Genomic DNA, 16,584 nt, shown 5'->3' with positions numbered 1-16,584 from the left:
TTCACGCCGCCAGCAGCGTCCTCCATTTCCGGCGGAATGTGTCTTCGGAGAATTGGGCGATCTGCCGGTCGAACAGCGCGATGCGCTGCAGCCGTTCGGTTTCGTCCAACCCGGTCAGCAGGAGCATCGCCTCGGCGATTTCCTCGACCGAGTCGGGAGAGACGGTAATCGCGCCCGCGCCGGCCACTTCCTCCAGAACGCTCCGTTCGGACACGATGGGGATGAGCTTGCGCGCCATCGCCTCGGCAACCGGCATTCCGAAACCCTCGAGCTGGCTGACCAGCACAAACCCGGCGGCCTTGTCATAGAGCCAGCGCAGATTCTCGTCGCTGACGTAAGGCAGCACCACCACGCCGGGCGTGTTTCCCGCCAGATCGAGCACTTCTTCCGCGCCCGGCTCCCTTTCGCCGCACAGGACGTAGGAAAATCCCCGCTCCGCCAATCCGCTTCGCTCGAAGGCCCTGATCGCGCTGGCCTGGTTCTTGCGCCAGCCCAGGCTTCCGACCGTCAGGAGGAATGGCGCGCTGACGGCTTCGCATGGCTTGCCCTGTGCCGACAGGGAGCCGGTCCTGATCGGCGGATAGATGACGTCGGACTGCCGTGGAGCGCCGTAAAGCTCCTCGAAGGCGCGTTCGCTGGCCTTGCTGACGAACACCAGGCCGGGTCGGGCTTCCCTGATCAGCCGGTATGCCAGATCGTATTGTTCGCTCACCCCTTGCGCGAACAGCCTGGGATGCGTGATCGGCCCCAGATCGTGGCAGAGCACCAGGTCTTCCGATGATAATTTGCGATGCAGGACGGTCAGCGGATCGAGATGCAGGCATCGCGTGCCGGGCGCCGTCCCGGGCGGCAGGCCGAGCGCGGTCCGCGCGCGATGCTCGAGCCATTCCAGCTTCCCCAGAATCCGCGCGGGCAGGGCCGCCGGCGTGTCGTGCCGGGAAAATCTCCAGTAATAGATCTTGTTGAGGACATCGAGATTCTCGTCGAGAATGTCTCGGCCGATGAAATATTTTCCCGTGCGGTTGAACAGTGCCAGGGAGAAATCGACATCCCATTTGGATGGATCGGGTTTCCTGCCGGCAGGCTCGGCCAGGCGGGTGTCCTGCTGCGCGAAAGAATGGGCGGCGTTTCGGGGGGTCAACGCGATCGGTCCCTTTTCGGAATACGAATCTATACTGCACCGCAATAATGTCGTATTGCAGTGCAACATGCCAAGGAATTTATCAGCGGTAGCAGGTGGGATGATGGCAATGGAGCCTGCTGTCGCTCCGACGTCGATCTACGGTTCCCTGGCCGGGACGAAATCTTTGCTGGCCGCTTTACCGCCGCCACGCGGCCTGCCCTTTCCTGTCAGGGATGGCGCCTGCCCCGGCAAACTCCCCGTCGCGCCGCTTGGCTCCCATTTCTCACGCCTCGTCCTCGCCGGCTTGCTGGGGCGGACGGAGGCCCATAGGCTTGCCTGCCCCGACCCCCGTGGCGAGCCTGCGACACCCGCTCCCGAAATGTCCCCGCATTGTAAAGTTTTCTCCCTTGAATGCTCTGTGAGTCTCGGAGTCTCGTAATGGTCAAGAAGGTGCGGAGCGTTGGCGAGGGATTTCACGAGCGGGACACGAGGCTGAATTATTTCGTGAAATATGCGGATCGCCAGAATTTCGGCGACTATCTTCCGGAATTGTTCGCGAAATATCTCTTGTCCTATCCCAGGGTTCAGGCGGATCTCTATTACTTCGTTGGCAGCGTGATCGAGGAAAGCTGGATCAAGCGCGCCTTGAGGCAGGCGACCGGCTTTCCGGCGGGGGTCATCTCGTTCTGGGGCTGCGGCATGAGGAACGAGACGCCTCTTTCGCCCACGGCCAGGGCCTTGTGCCGCTTCCATGGAGTAAGAGGCCCGGTGACGCGGGATCTGCTCGGCCTGCCCGCCGATACGGTGCTGGGCGATCCGGGCCTGCTGGTTCCGCTGATATATCCTAAGCCGAACATTCCGACGCAGCCCGGAGCGGACCTGCGTGACGGCAATACGATATGCATTCCGCATATTTCCGATGAGAGTGACGATACGCAATTGCTTGCCTTGTCCGGCTGCGGGCGCGTGGTCAGGCCGGAGATCGAGGCATCGGAAGCGGGCCTCGCCGGGATCATCTCGGAAATCGCCCAAGCCGATTTCGTGCTTTCCAATTCGCTGCACGGCGCGATCATCGCCTGCGCCTATGACGTTCCCTTTGCCTTCTGGGACAGCGGCCACATCGATTGCCCGCTGAAATGGCGGGACTTTTCCCAGTCCATCGGAATTCCCGATATTTTCGCGAGGAATCTCCGGCAAGGGATCGAACTGTATCGGGAGAACGCCTCCCTCATAGCCAAGCCCAAAGCCGCCGACATGCTGCTGGCGGCGCCATGGGGCTGCCGGATCTATCCTCTGATGAAAGCGCTGGCGGCCGACGGAACTGATATATCCGACGGCGATGCGCTGATCGAATATCTGGAAGCGCGAGAGAAGATAGAGATACAGAAAGATTTTGCGAACGATAAATTGAACATGGAATACAATATGAGAAAAGAAATGCGCATGATGCAGATCATCAGTGATGTCAGCAAGAATGCACAATATTTCAAAAGGACAATATTCGAGAAATTTTCAAGGTGAAATCCAGATAATTTTTTGGTCCTGCGTCGATGAAGGGTTTCCGATGACCAGCATTGCCCCCGCTGCCCTCATTTCCCGATTGGGAAGTATGATAAACGATTGCCTTGGCCGTTATGTCGAGCCCGACCAGCCGCTGGCCATCGTCGACTTTCCCGACATCCGCAATTGCGGCGATTCGGCGATCTGGCTGGGGGAGATGGCCTGGCTCAAGCGGCATTTCGGCAAGGAGCCGTCTTATGTCTGCCGGCTGCACGATTTTTCCGAGAGCGAGCTGCGCAAGGCGGTGCCCGAAGGCCCCATCTTCATTCATGGGGGGGGATCGTTCGGCGATATATGGCACGGCATCCAGGACTTCAGGGAACGGGTTATCGAGGCATTTCCGGACCGGACGATCATCCAGTTCCCGCAGTCCATCCATTACAACTCGCCGGAGCGGCTGGCCCAATCCGCCCGCGTGGTCGGGCGCCACAAGAACTTCAAGCTGATGGTGCGCGATCGGGTGTCGAGGGAGATCGCCGAGAAGCACTTCGATTGCGAGATCACGCTTTGCCCCGATATGGCCTTCGCCATCGGCCCGCTGCCGCCGCGCCCGTCCAGCTTCCCGATCCTGGCGATGCTGCGCGAGGATCTGGAAAAGGCCGATATCGGCAAATGGACCTTCCCGGATATTCCGCGCGAGGACTGGATCACCGAGAACCGCTACAAGGTGAAGCTGGCCAAGCTCGGCGGGGCGATCCGCGCAGGCTTCACCTCCGGCGCGGTCCGCAAATACCGCTTCCTGGATGCCGCCGCCAATCAACGGTTCGAGCGGGGAATCAGCCAGATCGCGCGGGGCGAGGTGATCGTCACCGACCGGCTGCACGTCCATATCTGTTCGACCCTGCTGGGCCGGCCCCATGTCGTGCTCGATAACAGCTACGGCAAGATCGGCAGGCTGATGGACACCTTCTATCCCGAGGGCACGGGCATCACCTGGCGGGCGACCGATGTCGAGGAGGCCGTTTCCCTGGCCAGGGCGCAGCTATCCCGGGTGGAGAGCGCCGCGGCCTGACCCATCTTCATCGCCTGCATTTCCAGAAGGGCAACCATGACGCTTGTCACATTCATCATCCCCGTCCGCCATCAGGACAATGCGCGCGACTGGGGGCAATTGACCGCGAAGCTCAGGCAGACGATGGCCTCGATCGCAAACCAGACCCATCCGGACTGGCGATGCATCATCGTGGCCAATGAAATGGCGGAACTGCCGCCGTTGCCGGACAAATTCTCGATCACCAGAGTGACGTTCCCGCCGAACGATCTGCATGATCTCGGCAAGGCGTCGGAAGAGGTGATTCTCGACGCCTTCCGGTTCGACAAGGGGCGGCGCGTGCTGAAGGGCATGCTGGACGCCCCGGACACCCGGTTCTTCATGCTGGTCGATGACGACGACCTGGTCAGCAACCGCATCGTCGCGCATGCGGCCGCCAACCCGGATGCGAACGGTTGGTATGTGTCCAGGGGGTATCTGTGGAACGATGGCAGCCGGACCTTCTGCGGGGTCAACAATTTCAACGACCTGTGCGGCTCCAGCCTGATTATCCGGGCAGACAGCTATGAAATCCCCCCGACATTCGAAAGCGCGTCGACGGAGTGGATCAAGGACATGCTCGGCAGCCATCGGCGCATCCGGGATATTCTTAAGAGCAAGGGGGTTCCGCTGCAGCCCTTGCCCTTTCGCGGCGCCGTCTATCGGGTGGGCAACGCCGGCTCCCACAGCGGCACGCCGGGCATCGGCAAGCTGCTCATATTGAACAGGACCAACATGCGGAGGCCGGACCGCTCGGTCCGCGCGCTGCTTCGCCTTCGCCATGTGGGAGCAGGACTGGCCGGGGAGTTTTTCGGCGCCGCCGATCCTGCCGGGTGAATTATGCTGCGGGCTCTCCACGGCGCGCCCGCAAGGACTGTATCGCCGAGCCGAGCGTGTGCAGGATGGTCGTTTCCGGCCCCTGCGGGCGGCCTGCGGCCAGCCACAGCAGCAAGTGGCTGCATATATAGAGGCTGGCCCCCGCCGACATTATGATGGCGAGTTGAAGCAGCAACATCAAGCTGCCGGTTCCAAGGTGCTCGGTTGCGGCCTGTAGCGGGAAGACGCCCGCGACCATCACCGCGATGCTCAACAGCGCGCGCCCGTTCTGGAAGATCTGGCGCTTCACGCCGACCCCTATGAGCTTACGCACGAGATGAAGATTGAAGCCGATCGCGATCAGGCCGGTCGCCATGCGGGCGATGATGACGCCGTGCAGGCCGCCGAGCAGCAGGCCGGCCACCACCAGCGGTATGCGGATGAAGAAGCTCAGCAGATCGCGCCTGAACAGCAGGTCGGGCACCCCCTTGGCCATGGCAAGCGGTTGCACGAGCTTGCCGAGGGTCTGCAGCGCGAGGATGGCCGCCAGCCCCTGGATCACCGGCACGATGGGAAGCCATTTGGCGCCCATGGCCAGCAGCACGACCGATTTGGCGCAGAGCGCGAAGCCGAAGCCGACCGGCAATACCACCGATGTGAGTAGTGCCTGCGCCGCCGTGTAGGCGGCCTGCATGCGTTCCGGGTCGTTCTTTATGAGAGAAAGGCCGGAAAACAGCACCTTGGTGACTGGCTCGCTGGCCTCGCGGGTGGGGATGCCGGCGAGATTGTCGCCAACCGAATAATAGCCGAGCGCGGTTCGCCCGGCGACGCCGCCGATAAGGAAATAGTCCAGCCGCCAGTTGATCGTGTTCAGGATCTGCCCGAAGGTGAGCCAGAGAGAGAAGGAAAACAGCTCTTTATAATAGGTTATCCTGAAATAGGGCCGGTAGGGGATCAGCACGTAGGATACGACGATCATCGTCAGCTGCGAGGCCACGGTGCCCAGGACGAGCGCCCAATAGCTCTGGTAGATCAAGGCTATCGCGACGGACACCGCGAATCCGATGATCTTCTGCGAGACGTTCAGCATGAAGTCCTGCGCGAAGAGGAGATCGCGCAGGAAAACCGTCATCTTCGGGTTGGTGAAGCCGGTCAGGAAGACACTCAGCGCCAGCACGAGCGTGATCCCCTGCAGGCGGGGATCGTCGTAGACATAGGCAAGCGGCCAGGCGGCGACCGCGACCAGCCCGCCGATCAAGGCCGAGCGCGCCAGATTGAGCGTCCAGGCGGTATGGAAGTGATCCTCGGTCGGATCATCGTGCTGGATGAGCGCGTTGGCGAGCGAGAGGTCGGTCAGCGCGTTGACGATCATCAGCAGGGTCGTCGCAAGCGCGACCAGGCCGAAGTCGTCCGGCGTCAGGATGCGCGCAAGAATGAACGTGCTCAGCAGGGAAATCAGATTGACGAGCGCGCGGGACAGGATCACCCATCCCGCGCCTTTGGTGAGACGACCGCGCATGCCAGTCATATCGTGCTCTCTATCGGGATGATCCCGGCCGTGCCGTGGGATGGGTAACGCACTCGCTCGAATGCTGACGAATCGGCTCCGCTGATAAGGGGCTTGCTGTCACTGGGACGGGATACCGATGCCGGGCGGTCGACTCCATGAAGGATCGGAGCGGTTGGTCGCATAAAGTATACGGCTGGACGCCAGCGGGATGCCGGGCAAGCCGGCTTGCCTGTCTCCATGGGCAAGGAAGTTCGGCCGCCAGGCCAATCTCCCGGCGCAAACTTTTCCAATAAATATAAGGGTCTTATGCGCGTCTTTCCGCAGCGGGCCAGCAGGTTTCCGGGATCATCCAAAGTGCCGTTTCCCAATGAAGCGCTGTAGCTTTATCCTTGCATTATTTCGCAGTTGCAGCAAATTCTTTTTGCGGCTGCGATAATGCTGGCTGCTGCGGCAATCGCGAGGAGCACAAGGTGAGAAATCCGCGTCGGGTGGTGGTCAATGGCAAGTTCCTGACCGCCGAATCGACAGGCGTGCATCGCGTCGCCAGCGAACTGGTCCGAAACAGCATTGCGATCATTGAAGAGGACCCGCAGCTTTCGCGTCAGCTTGCGCTCGAAGTCTGGGTCCCGACCGCCGGCATCGCGCGGGCGCGCACGCTTGGCGTGCCGTTCCGGGTCGTGCAGCCGCTCCAGGGCATTCCGTGGGAGCAGATTACCCTGCCTGCCCGCGCGCGTGGCCGATTGATCCTGAGCCTCTGCAACGTCGGGCCGTTGGCCGCCCGCAACGCCGTCACCATGTTCCACGATGCCCAGGTTCATATCACGCCCCAAAGCTACGGCTTCGGTTTCCGTTCCTGGTATCGGCTCCATCAGCCGCTGGCGGGCCGGCGGCATCGGCGCATTCTCACGGTATCCGACTTCTCCCGCGAACAGCTTGAGCAATACGGGCTGTCTGCCAGGGAGCGGATCGGCGTGATCCTGAACGGGGTGGATCATGTCCTTGCCATCACGCCGGACGATGCAATCCTGGATCGGCTGGGATTGCGGCCGCAAGGCTATGTCGTCGGGCTGGCCAATACCCAGCAGCACAAGAATATCGGCCTGCTGCTGCGCGCCTTCGCCGATCCGTCCCTGCGCGATCTGAAACTGGTCCTGTTCGGTTCACACACCGCCGCCGACTTCGCGGCCCTGGGGCATGACGTGCCGGAGAACGTCCTCTTCGCCGGGCGCGTCAGCGATGCGGAACTGCGCGCGCTTTATGCATCCGCGCTTTGCATCGGGTTTCCATCCACCACGGAAGGTTTCGGGCTGCCGCCGCTGGAAGCGATGACCACGGGCTGCCCCGCTGTCGTCGCGCCTTGCGGAGCCTTGCCGCAAGCCTGCGGATCGGCCGCGATCTACGCGGCGCCCGATGCGCCGGATCAATGGGTGGCGGCGATCCGGAAGCTCGCGGACGATGCCGATCTGAGGCGGGACCTGTCGGAGAAGAGCCGCGAATGGGCGGCGGGGTTCACCTGGCGGAACGCCGCCAACCGCCTGATTGAGGAATTGCTGGCGCTTTAGGCGGCAATATCGCCCGATCGGCCTGGCGTTTGGATGCGCGAGCGCCCAGCGGCTCCAGCGCGGGACGGCGCAAGGCCAGCGAAATCCCGGCGAATGCGGCAAATTCCATGCCGGGATCGGGTGCGCCCAGCATGACCATGGCGGGGATCAGCCCTGCCACCGCGGCCCAGGCGGTCGCTTCCGAAATCGCCTGGCGGGTCTTGTCTTCCATCGGCTTGCGCGGGAGAAACAATACGGCGCAGCTTGCGACGAAGGTGACGATGCCGATCACCCCCATGCTGCCGATGATGGCCATGATAAGGCTGGATGAACGGAAACTGCCCGCGCCGATGCCCAGCCCCATGGAGAAGGTGAAGGCGTTGATGCCCTGCATGGCCCAGAACATGCGCTGCTGGCCTGAATCGGAACTCGATTTCCCGACGGTCATCTGATCGACCATTTCGGCGAAGGCATCCGCCGCCGGTCCGTAGAACAGGATCAGGCCCAGCATCATGATGAAGCCCAGCATCATGAAAATCGCCAGGGGAACAACGCGATCGGCGGCGAGATAGCGCGGCAATGTCGCGAAACGCGCGCCCAGCAGCAAGGCATAGCCGGCCAGCCCGATATAGGCCGTTGATGAGGTCGACAGGACGAGAACGGCGGCCAGCAGAAGCGCGGCGAATCCTGTCCAGGCCGGCGAAATTTTTCGCAGCCACAGCTCGAACGCCAGTATCATCCATGGGATGGACAGGCGGGAATAAGCGGAAGGCTCAGCCATGAATCCGGATATGCGGACATAGCCTTCGGCCGCTTGCCTGAGCTGGGAGTAGGAACCGTTGCGAACGAAATCGACGACGAGATCCCATGGCGTCCCGCTCAGCGCCACGCCCATTATGCCCGTGACCGCTTGCACAAGCGCGATCCCGACACAGAACTTCACGATCAGCGAGACATTGGGCGAGAGGCGGCAGGCGATATAGGCGCAGACTGCCGTCAGGCCTGTTCCCGCCATGTAGAAGCCGGTGGTGATGTTCTGGGCGGAGAAGAACAACGGCAGCGTATCGGTGAGGTGACGCAATCCACCCGCCCGCATAGGCACTACATTGATCTGGCCGGCAAAGATCTTGGGAAGGAAAAAGGCGCTTATCAGGCCGTAGGCGGCGAAGGTCACGAATGCCAGATTCGCGCCGACGGCTTCGCGCAGCAGGCTCGATCGCGTCTGAATCTGCTGGATGACAGCCAGCGCCAGAAACCCCAATGCGAAGCGTGGAGGAGGTATCGAAGAACCGCTGAGGGCTGTCAGGATCACGGCGGCGGAGGCTTCGAACAGCCCCATCGCGAGCATGGCGCACAGCAGTTGCAGCGGAGTTCCCCGCAACAGCAGCCATATGCCGATCGCCACGGTGACGAGGCCGATGAATGTGGGGATCATGGCTTGCCCGCCAGCTCCACGGCGTCTGTCAGGGGGCGGATATCCGGAGCGTCATCCCGGTTCAGGCCAGTCATCGCGGCGGCCATGAACTTGCCGTCGAACACGTCCGGGGCGAAGCGCCGGGCATTGGCGCGGGCCGCCTGCGGATCGAATTCAGGCAGCCATTTCTCGAATTGCTCGACCGCATCGATCAGCGCCTCGACGGTCTGCTGCCGGAAGAACAGCCCGGTTTCGCCCGGACGGATGGAGTCGATCGCGCCTCCCTTTCCATAGGCTATCACGGGCCGCCCGGCGGCATTGGCTTCGACCGGCACGATGCCGAAGTCTTCCTCCGGCGGAAAGATCAGCGCCTTGCATTCGGAATAGGCGCGCCGCAAATCCGCGAAATCCAGCCGGTCGACGATGCGGATATTCGGCCCGGCGCGTTTCGCGATATCTGCCGAGAGTTCGCCGGTTCCGACCATGACCAGCGGAAGGCCCAGGCGAGTGAAGGCGTCCGCCACCAGATCGGCGCGCTTGTAGGGGGTCATCTGGCCCACCCACAGATAATGATCGCCCGGCGCATCCGACAGGGAGAAAAGGTCCACGTCGACCGGCGGATGCACCACATCCGCATCGCGGCCCCAGGATTTGCGCACCCGGCGCGCGATGAAGCTGCTGTTTGCGAGGATCTTGTCGGGACGCTGGGCGGAAGTCGTATCCCACTGGCGCAGATTGCGGAACAGGAACGGCATCGCCATCCTCGTCAATCGGCCGGACATCTCCTTGTAGGGCTGATAGTGGTCCCACAAATAGCGCATGGGCGAATGGCAGTAGCAGAGATGGAAGGCGTCAGGCGGCGCCAGGATGCCCTTGGCGGGTCCGGATTCGCTCGAGATCACCAGATCGTAGCCGCGCAGATCCAGTTCCTCGAGAGCCATCGGCATGAGCGGCAGATATTTCTGGTAGTGCCTGACCGCCCCCGGCAGCTTCTGGATGAAGCTCGTCCGCACGCGGTGCGAGCGTATGAATGCGGAAACGGCGTCCGGGTCGTAGACATGGGTGAAGATGTCGGCCCCCGGGAACAGGCGGAGGATACGCTCGAGCACGCGCTCGCCGCCGCGCATTCCCACCAGCCAGTAGTGAACGACCGCGACCTTCATGCCGATTTGGCAGGGCGCGTTCATGCAGCCGCCGTCATGTAGCGCTGATAGGCCGATGCGTAGGCCGCGGTTTCGTCATTCGCGTAGCGATTCTGCTTGCGCAGGTCGACCCGGCTGAGAACCACGCCGGTGAAGTTGGAAAGGCGGGGCGGCAGGAGGCGGGCGGCGGCCCGCACCGCATCGCTGGATGTCTTGCGCCAGTGCGCCGCCAGCAGAACGCCATCGGCCATGGCCGCTATTTCTCTGGCCTCCGCGATTGCCAGCAGCGGCGGGCAATCGAGCAGGACCAGGTCGAAATGTTCCTTGAGTTGCGCGACGACTGCCTGGATCGCACCCTTTGCGGTCAGGCGCTCACCCGCCTCGGCGCTGGAGGTGATCGGCAGGATGGCGTGATCCCTGTCATCTATGAAGCGCAAGGTGTTATCCAGCGTCTCCTCGCCATTTGCGATTTCCCGCAGGCCCGCGCCATGGTTCAGGCCGTAAAGCCGGCTGAGCCCGCGCAATATGATGTCGCAATCCACAATCACCGTGCTCACGCCGCTATCCGCCGCGGTCTTGCCGAGCATGGCCGAGAGGACTGTCTTGCCTTCGCCGGGCAGGGCGGAGGTGATCGCCAGGACCCGGCCTCTGCCGGCGACGGGAATATGCGTCGCGGCATGGATGCCCCGGACCGCTTCCGCGAGCACGGAATCGGGCTGTTCGGTGAGTGTGTCGAGCGGCGTCGGGGCGTGACGGTCGATGGATTTGTTGTCGGGCGTCAAGCCGAGATAGGGAAGCCCGACCTTCTTCTCGACGTCCGCCGCCGTGGTCAGGCCCTTGTATTGCATCTCCGCCGCAAGGGCGAGGATGACCCCGAAGACAATGCCGCACAAGCCGGCCAGAATGAGATTGAGCATCACATTGGGGCTGTAGGGGGCGGTCGCCGGCAGGGCTTCGGCCAGTATTCTCGCCTCGGGTTGCTCGGTGCCGCTTCCCGCCATCAGCTCGCGATAGCGCGCGAGATAGGATTCATAGAGCCCCTGGGATGCCTCCGCGCGCCGCTGGAGATCGGCGAGAGTAATCAAGGCGCTGTTGTTCCGGGCAAGCTCGCCCTTGGCTGAGCCCAGGGTCGAATTGAGCGATGCGAGACGGCCCGAGGAGACGGCCGCCTTCGCTTCCAGGTTGGAGATCACCCGGTCTATCTCGGCCTGGATCTGGGAGTCGACCGAGGCCAGTTCTTCCTTGGCCCGCAGCAATTCCGGATGGCGGCTGCCATAGCGGGCCGAGAGATCGGCCACGCGCGCGGCGATCTGCGCCCGTTGGGTGCGCAGGGACGAGACGACCGACGAAGACAGCGCTTCGCCCACGTCATCGCCGGTCGATCCGCCCTGCAGCTGGCGCCGGGCGGTGGCAAGGCGGGCGATGTCGGCGGCGGCCTCCGCGCGGGCGGATGCCGTCTGCTGATTGTAGACGGAAATATCCTGCTCGGTGAGCGCCGTCGCCGCATTGCTGAGAAGGCCATGGCTCACCCGATAATGCTGGACTGCCGCGAAGTCCGATGTGGCCTGGTTGCGAAGCTCCTCGACCTTGGCGGACAGGAACTCCGCCGCCTCGGCGGTTTCATCCTTCTTCCTGGTGACTTGCGACTGGACATATTCGGTGGCGAACGCATTGGCCATCTTCGCGGCCACCTCGGGGTCGGAACTGCGATAGACGATACGGACGGAATAGGCGGTGCCGAGCCGCTCCGCCCCAAGGCCATAGCGCACGATCTGCGCCAGCTTGGCTTCCATCGCCTCACGCTGCTCGGGCGAAAGTTTCGCCAGATCCACCGGCTGGGGATCGGCTCCGAACAGGCGGCCTAGCAGGGAAGGCTGCGGGTCCAGCCAGGGATTGACCTTCGGGTCCTCGATCAGGTTCAGCTTGCGCACCACGTCCCTGGCCAGATCGACCGATCCGATGATCTGGATCTGGGTGGAAACGTCGGCATCGCCCTGCATGGTTTCCTCATCGGCCCGCTCCGTTACCCGCTTCTCGAGCTTCTGGTCGGTGCTTTTCAGGAGAACGACCGCATTCGATTCATACATCTTCGGCTGCAGCAGGGTCATCAGAACCCCGAAGGTCAGCAGCAGCGCGAAGGTGCTCAGGAACAGCCTGGACTGGCGGCGGAGCATATTGAGGAAAAGGCGGAAGTTCAGCCGCTCACTTTCCTGCTCGGCCATCGATGTATCGACACCGCGGCCGATTCCGCTGGTTGCCGGGGCAATTTTCGGCTCGTCGAACAGCTCGGGCAGGTTCATCTGTCTTCTACCTTTCAATCCGCTTTCGGATCATCCTTGCTTTCATCGCGCCACCGTCAGCGTCAGCATGAAGCGCAGCGCGTCGAATTCGGGGATCGTAACATCCGAGTTGCTCCCCCGCCGGTCGTAACTGGCGCGGCCTGTCACACGCAGCCACCGATTCGCCTTCCAGGCCGCCTGGCCTGACAGGGTGAGCAGGCCCGAGACATTGTCGCCGGCCCCGTATTTCTCATGGGAATAGTTCACGTCGGCCGAGATCAGGAGGTTGCGGCGCAGCTCGTAATCGGCCGCAAGCCGCCCCGAAGTCACCGCGACCGCGCTGGTCGCATTGAAGGAACTGGTCGTGGTCCGCTGCGATACATCGAAGCGGACGGTCAGAAGCGGTGTCGGATACCACCGCAGGCGGGCATTGAGGGCAAGGCCGGAAATATCGCCGAAGGCCGGATTGCGGAAATTGTGCTTCTGGATGCCGGCGTCGACTTCCGCTTCGAGCAGCTGGGTCAGCTCATAGCTTATGCCGCCCGTCACCGCATAGGCGGTGGCGTTACGATTGGTGAGCGGATCGGGATCGCTGTAATCGAACTTGTTGGCGGTGACGCGGGATACCAGGGAAAGGCGCGGGCCGACCACGTATCTGGCCCGCAGGGAACCGCCGATCTGGTGCCCGTTCCGGAAGGATTGATCGATCGACGTTCCATCGTCGAGGCGGACGTCGCCATAGCGGAAGCGGGATGCGCTGGCGCTGGCGACCACGGTAAGCCGGTTGAACCGCTGCAGGACGCTCAGATCCGCATTGACTTCTCGCATCCGCAGCGGGTCGCCGACCTGGAAGCCGTTCTCGAATGTGCCGCGCGTGGCGGTGACGTTCGCCCAGCCGAGATTGGCCGAGATGGCGGTATTGTCGGAAATCTCGAAGCGGGCGGCTGCCTGGGCGCGGTATTGCTCGTCGTTCTGGCGGTGGAGTTCGGCATAGCGGCGGATGCGCATCTCCCCATTCAGGGAGATCTGGCGACGGGGGTTGTTCCATTCCGCGCGCACCGCGGGAACCAGGGTCGCGGAAAAATCCGACACCGCATCGTCCGAACTGGCCAGGACATTGCTGTCCCAGCTGCCGGTCAGGCCCAGGGTCGGCAGGACGCGAATGCTTCCCAGCCGGATGCCCACCGCGTCATAGGCCGGCTGCGCCCGGTTGCCTGCCGTGTCCGCTGGCTCGGAGCCGTGCATGTCTTGTGCAATTGCAACATCGAGAGGGAGGAGAGCGCCGCCCCAGAACAGGATCGACGGCCCGCAAGCGACCACGGCGAAGCGAGTCGCATTGTTGGCGATGCGCCACTTTTTTTCTACAACACCTTGATTCGGCAGAGTCCTGACCATCAAGTCGGATCCAGCTCATGTTACTTGATTTACGGTTGGAAGCTTATCCTATCGCGCTATTGTTGCAATGCACAAAAAAGTTGCAACGCCCTATTTGTGTGGCAGGATGAAACGGTATCTGAATGGGGACAGCGCCATGTCGAAGGGGAGCGGCGTCGCTTCTTCGCTGCTGAGGATGCTCTTGCTTGCCGGTTGCGGGCTGATGCTGGGCATTTCTCTTCTGGGCGCGGTTTCATACCGGGCCGACAGCACGAATATCGTCGCGCCGTATTGGCTGGCGCTGGGCCTGGCGATATTATGCGTCATTGCCTGGTTCAGCCGCCGTGCCGCGAGATCGGCGGCGCTTGCGCTCCTGCTGGGCTATGCAGCCATGGCCGTGGCGCTGCTCGGGCCGCTGATACCCGGTTCGGCCAGCGCTTCCGACGCTACGCGCATCCGCGTCGTGAGCTTCAACATGTACAAGGCCAATCCCGATCCGGAGGCGGCGATGGACTGGATCATCGGGCAGGATGCCGATTTCGTGATCCTGCTCGAAGCGTTCCGGAGCAACCTTCCGGCAGTGGCCCGGCTCAGGCAGCACTATCCCTATTCCTACAATTGTGCCGGGTCCGGTTACTGCTCGACCGTGATCCTTGCCCGCCAGCCCGCGAAGGATGTGTGGCCTCTGGCCAGCGGCGATCCGGAAAACCGGCAGACCCTTTCCGCTGTCGCCGCGCATTTCGAGATCGCGGGGCGAACCATTCCGATAACCGGCGTCCACTTCGATCGCCCCTGGCCGCTGGGCCAGCAGGAGCAATATTGGGGCGAGCTTTCCAATGCGGCCGCCACGGTCGGGCGCCGGGGGATTCTCGCGGGCGATTTCAACTCCGCGCCCTGGACCTTCGCCATGCGCCGGCTGAGCGCGGGTGGAGAGTTGCGGCTCGCATCGGGCGCGATCGGCACATGGCCGACGAATGCGCCGGCCGGCGTGCTGCGCCTGCCGCTCGATCAGGTCTATCTCGGCCCGTGCCTGGACCCTGTATCGGTGCGCCGCGGCCCGGCGCTGGGTTCCGACCATTTCCCGATCGTCACGGACATAGATGTAGGAGATTGCGGTGGCTGATCGCCGCCCGCCTCGGGGCAGCGAGGCTTTCCGGGCGCTTCTCGCGCTGACCGATCCATGGATCGCAGATGCGGACCCTGTCAGGCTCCGGCGCATCGAGGCGCTGGGCGATGTGGACTGGGCGGAGGTCCTGGCCCATGCCCGCAGGCACCGCGTGGTGCCCCTTGCCGCGCACCGGCTGGAGGCGCTGGGGCCGGCCGCCGGTGTGCCCGCGCCGGTCGCGGCCGAGTTCCGCCGGGAAGCCAAGGCTGCCCTGTTTCATGAAATGGCGATGTTCGGCGAATTGTGCCGGATCAAGGCCGCACTGGACGGGGAAACCGTTCCTTTTCTGGTCATCAAGGGCATGGTGCTGTCTTCGGAAGGGCATGGGCGCATGGGCCTGCGCGTCAACCACGACATCGACCTTGTTGTCTCGCCCGGCGATCTGGATCGCGGCCATGGCGCCTTGACCGCGCTCGGCTATCGCAGGGTGGAGCCTGAGGGCGATCCGCCATCCGATGAACTGGCCCGATGGGTGAAGCGCAGCAAGGATTGGGTCTACATCCTGCCGTCCAACGGAACGGTCGTGGAACTGCACCATCGCCTGTTCGACAATCGCACCTTGTGCGATCCCGGCATCATGCGCCGCGCGCGTGCCGTCAGGCTGTTCGGGCAGGTGGAAGTGATGACATTGGGCGAGGAGGATGAGCCGGCATACCTCGCGCTGCATGGCGCCCTCCACGCCTGGTCCCGACTGAAATGGCTGCTGGACATGGCCATAATCGCCCGCAAACTCGGGCCGGAGGGCACCAGCGCTCTCCTGAGCCGGCAAAGAAAACAACCCGCCGAGCGTGCGTTGCGGCAAGCATTCCTCCTGTGTAGCGAATTGTTCGAGACGGAGCATCCGGTGGGGCGCAAGGCCGCTCCGCTGAGTGTCCGTCTGCTCGTGGCGGCAGCGCGGCGGGCGCTGAATGGCGAAGGCGCGACCGAGCTGGAAGCCACGCGCTTCGGCACGTCGATAAAGAACGCAAGCCATTATCTCCTGTGGTGCAAGCCGGCCTATCTGGCCGCGGAATTGGCGTTCGACCTGACGGATATGTCGCGCGACCAGGATGCCACGGGCGGAAAAGTGCCTATATGGTTCAATCGTCCCTTGGCGTGGCTTGTGCGCCATCGGCGCTAGAATCCGGCTGCCCGCCCTTTCCCTGCGGATTGCATCGTTCCGACTCGGATTCTCGATTCGAATCGGAGATATTGCATATGCACACTATCGCACATTTAAAACGAACTGCCGTATTTCCTGTCCCTTAATGGGAAACAAAAGGTAAATAGCCAAGTTCAAGCCATCTCGTTTGTGCGTCGCAACATATTGACTCATGCGGCGCACCATGAGAGCCTTTGTGCTGGGTGAAGCGTCGTGCCTAACCCAAATTCAGGAAGGTAAGTGTTATGCAGACTTCCAAAAAACAAGCCTACCAAAAACCAGAAGTGAGCCAGATTGGTTCGTTTGAAGAAATCACTCTCGGTGGTACGGATGGGGACTTCACCGATTTCCCTTTTCCGGCAAACACTCCGCGGGGTGATCTCACTTTTTCCTGATCCCAGATCAGGCCGCCTTTTGGGTGGAACTTGATTCGGGGGGTGGGGCCCCGGTCCTGGCCCCCCGAATATCTTTCGGCGTTTTCATGTCACG

At 62.6% G+C, this 16,584-nt stretch carries 13 protein-coding genes; 7 read left to right on the top strand and 6 right to left on the bottom strand.

What is annotated here, in order from left to right; all coding sequences use genetic code 11:
• Position 1: 1 nt before the first annotated feature.
• Positions 2-1,141 carry a glycosyltransferase family 1 protein gene (locus U8326_RS11370; RefSeq protein WP_324740403.1) on the bottom strand — a complete coding sequence of 380 codons (1,140 nt, stop codon included), beginning with the start codon at positions 1,139-1,141 and terminating at the stop codon, positions 2-4.
• A gap of 420 nt (positions 1,142-1,561) precedes the next feature.
• Between U8326_RS11370 and U8326_RS11365 the strand changes: the two genes are divergently transcribed.
• The 3 genes from U8326_RS11365 (at position 1,562) to U8326_RS11355 (ending at position 4,550) form a co-directional block, all read left to right on the top strand.
• Positions 1,562-2,644 (top strand): polysaccharide pyruvyl transferase family protein, encoded by a 1,083-nt coding sequence (locus tag U8326_RS11365; protein WP_324740402.1) that lies wholly within the window; start codon positions 1,562-1,564, stop codon positions 2,642-2,644.
• Between the two features lie 88 nt (positions 2,645-2,732).
• Positions 2,733-3,695: a polysaccharide pyruvyl transferase family protein gene (locus tag U8326_RS11360; RefSeq protein WP_324740401.1), complete on the top strand. Its 963-nt coding sequence runs from the start codon at positions 2,733-2,735 to the stop codon at positions 3,693-3,695.
• Positions 3,696-3,731: 36 nt separating this feature from the next.
• Positions 3,732-4,550, top strand: coding sequence for a glycosyltransferase family A protein (locus tag U8326_RS11355; protein WP_324740399.1), 819 nt, complete (start codon positions 3,732-3,734; stop codon positions 4,548-4,550).
• A gap of 1 nt (position 4,551) precedes the next feature.
• Here the strand turns inward: U8326_RS11355 and U8326_RS11350 are convergent, their stop codons facing one another.
• A complete protein-coding gene (locus U8326_RS11350) occupies positions 4,552-6,057 on the bottom strand; it encodes a lipopolysaccharide biosynthesis protein (protein WP_324740398.1) in 1,506 nt (501 codons plus the stop codon).
• Between the two features lie 452 nt (positions 6,058-6,509).
• Between U8326_RS11350 and U8326_RS11345 the strand changes: the two genes are divergently transcribed.
• Positions 6,510-7,601: a glycosyltransferase family 1 protein gene (locus U8326_RS11345; protein ID WP_324740397.1), complete on the top strand. Its 1,092-nt coding sequence runs from the start codon at positions 6,510-6,512 to the stop codon at positions 7,599-7,601.
• Here the strand turns inward: U8326_RS11345 and U8326_RS11340 are convergent.
• Genes U8326_RS11340 through U8326_RS11325 form a run of 4 tightly spaced genes read right to left on the bottom strand, consistent with a single transcriptional unit; the run spans position 7,549 to position 13,660 of the window.
• Positions 7,549-9,015, bottom strand: a complete 1,467-nt coding sequence (locus tag U8326_RS11340) for a glycoside hydrolase (protein ID WP_324740396.1) — start codon at positions 9,013-9,015, stop codon at positions 7,549-7,551. The two genes, U8326_RS11345 and U8326_RS11340, sit on opposite strands and share 53 nt — an antisense overlap.
• Positions 9,012-10,181, bottom strand: coding sequence for a glycosyltransferase (locus U8326_RS11335; protein ID WP_324740395.1), 1,170 nt, complete (start codon positions 10,179-10,181; stop codon positions 9,012-9,014). The genes U8326_RS11340 and U8326_RS11335 overlap by 4 nt, the downstream gene beginning before the upstream one ends.
• Positions 10,178-12,436, bottom strand: a complete 2,259-nt coding sequence (locus U8326_RS11330) for a polysaccharide biosynthesis tyrosine autokinase (protein WP_324740394.1) — start codon at positions 12,434-12,436, stop codon at positions 10,178-10,180. Before U8326_RS11330 ends, U8326_RS11335 begins: the two co-directional genes overlap by 4 nt.
• A 42-nt stretch (positions 12,437-12,478) precedes the next feature.
• Positions 12,479-13,660 carry an outer membrane beta-barrel protein gene (locus U8326_RS11325; RefSeq protein WP_324740393.1) on the bottom strand — a complete coding sequence of 394 codons (1,182 nt, stop codon included), beginning with the start codon at positions 13,658-13,660 and terminating at the stop codon, positions 12,479-12,481.
• 256 nt (positions 13,661-13,916) lie between these two features.
• Here U8326_RS11325 and U8326_RS11320 point away from each other — a divergent pair, with 256 nt between their 5' ends.
• The 3 genes from U8326_RS11320 (at position 13,917) to U8326_RS11310 (ending at position 16,490) form a co-directional block, all read left to right on the top strand.
• The gene (locus U8326_RS11320; RefSeq protein WP_324740391.1) at positions 13,917-14,912 is read left to right on the top strand and encodes an endonuclease/exonuclease/phosphatase family protein; all 996 of its coding nucleotides are present in this window, start codon (positions 13,917-13,919) and stop codon (positions 14,910-14,912) included.
• Positions 14,905-16,074: a nucleotidyltransferase family protein gene (locus tag U8326_RS11315; RefSeq protein WP_324740390.1), complete on the top strand. Its 1,170-nt coding sequence runs from the start codon at positions 14,905-14,907 to the stop codon at positions 16,072-16,074. Before U8326_RS11320 ends, U8326_RS11315 begins: the two co-directional genes overlap by 8 nt.
• A 266-nt stretch (positions 16,075-16,340) precedes the next feature.
• A complete protein-coding gene (locus U8326_RS11310; RefSeq protein ID WP_324740389.1) occupies positions 16,341-16,490 on the top strand; it encodes a lasso RiPP family leader peptide-containing protein in 150 nt (49 codons plus the stop codon).
• Positions 16,491-16,584: the final 94 nt, after the last annotated feature.

The sequence above is a fragment of the Tsuneonella sp. CC-YZS046 genome (assembly GCF_035581365.1).
In the GTDB taxonomy this organism is placed as follows: Bacteria; Pseudomonadota; Alphaproteobacteria; order Sphingomonadales; family Sphingomonadaceae; genus JAWKXU01.
Note: the sequence above shows the minus strand (reverse complement) of the source record. Positions and strands in the feature narration are given on the sequence as shown.

Bases quoted from the DNA above. Each gene is read 5' to 3' on its own strand.
- U8326_RS11365 (WP_324740402.1), top strand. From the start codon at position 1,562: ATGGTCAAGAAGGTGCGGAGCGTTGGCGAGGGATTTCACGAGCGGGAC.
- U8326_RS11360 (WP_324740401.1), top strand. From the start codon at position 2,733: ATGATAAACGATTGCCTTGGCCGTTATGTCGAGCCCGACCAGCCGCTG.
- U8326_RS11355 (WP_324740399.1), top strand. From the start codon at position 3,732: ATGACGCTTGTCACATTCATCATCCCCGTCCGCCATCAGGACAATGCG.
- U8326_RS11350 (WP_324740398.1), bottom strand. From the start codon at position 6,057: ATGACTGGCATGCGCGGTCGTCTCACCAAAGGCGCGGGATGGGTGATC.
- U8326_RS11340 (WP_324740396.1), bottom strand. From the start codon at position 9,015: ATGATCCCCACATTCATCGGCCTCGTCACCGTGGCGATCGGCATATGG.
- U8326_RS11335 (WP_324740395.1), bottom strand. From the start codon at position 10,181: ATGAACGCGCCCTGCCAAATCGGCATGAAGGTCGCGGTCGTTCACTAC.
- U8326_RS11330 (WP_324740394.1), bottom strand. From the start codon at position 12,436: ATGAACCTGCCCGAGCTGTTCGACGAGCCGAAAATTGCCCCGGCAACC.
- U8326_RS11325 (WP_324740393.1), bottom strand. From the start codon at position 13,660: ATGCACGGCTCCGAGCCAGCGGACACGGCAGGCAACCGGGCGCAGCCG.
- U8326_RS11320 (WP_324740391.1), top strand. From the start codon at position 13,917: ATGAAACGGTATCTGAATGGGGACAGCGCCATGTCGAAGGGGAGCGGC.
- U8326_RS11310 (WP_324740389.1), top strand. From the start codon at position 16,341: ATGCAGACTTCCAAAAAACAAGCCTACCAAAAACCAGAAGTGAGCCAG.